Origin of the sequence: Streptomyces malaysiensis subsp. samsunensis (assembly GCF_024519315.1) — a bacterium.
Classification (GTDB): domain Bacteria; phylum Actinomycetota; class Actinomycetes; order Streptomycetales; family Streptomycetaceae; genus Streptomyces; species Streptomyces malaysiensis.
The window spans coordinates 1-564 of the sequence record NZ_JANIIC010000259.1 but is presented as its reverse complement, the minus strand read 5'-3'; the positions used below and the strand labels follow the sequence as shown (position 1 = coordinate 564).

General features: G+C 69.1%; 1 protein-coding gene. It reads right to left on the bottom strand.

Features of this window, described 5'->3' with window-relative positions; all coding sequences use genetic code 11:
- Positions 1-87 precede the first annotated feature (87 nt).
- Positions 88-564: hypothetical protein (locus tag NQU54_RS48785; protein ID WP_257636684.1), on the bottom strand; the 477-nt coding region annotated here is incomplete at its 5' end.

Here is a 564-nt window from a genome sequence, read left to right as displayed (position 1 = left end):
GGGGTCATGGGTGGGTGAGGAAGCAGCCGAGTAGTCCCGAGCGCGGCGCGCCGCTGCGGCCGCCTCGGCGCGGACGTGCCCCGGCCGTCACCGGCCCCGGGCGGAGTCACACCCGCGGCAGGCATAGGTGTTGTGGACGCTGCCATCGCAGGGGGACGTCCAGGTATCGACGATCTGGGAGTCCCGTGTCGGGGTGTTGCAGTAGGAGCACACCACCATGGGGCCCAACCGCTCGGCGTCGGCCAGCGGTCCGGCGACCTTCTCCACAGCCGTGCGCAGCTCGTCCGGATCGGTGAAGAGGAGCTGTCCTGATGGCGTGCGCAACCAGTGGGAGCCATGAGAACTGCCCAGTCCGGGGACGGCCAGTTGTTCCCCGGTGCGGTACACGATCACGCCCATCCCATGGGCCTCGGGCCAGTCGTCGGCCCCACCTGACGGGATGACCCACACCAGGTGCCGGAACCTCGTGTCCTCGAAGACAGCCCCGTTACGGCCGGCCAGGTTGGCAAGGACAAGACGGCTCCAGGTGGTTGGTACCGCGACGGCGTTCCAATGCTCGTCAGC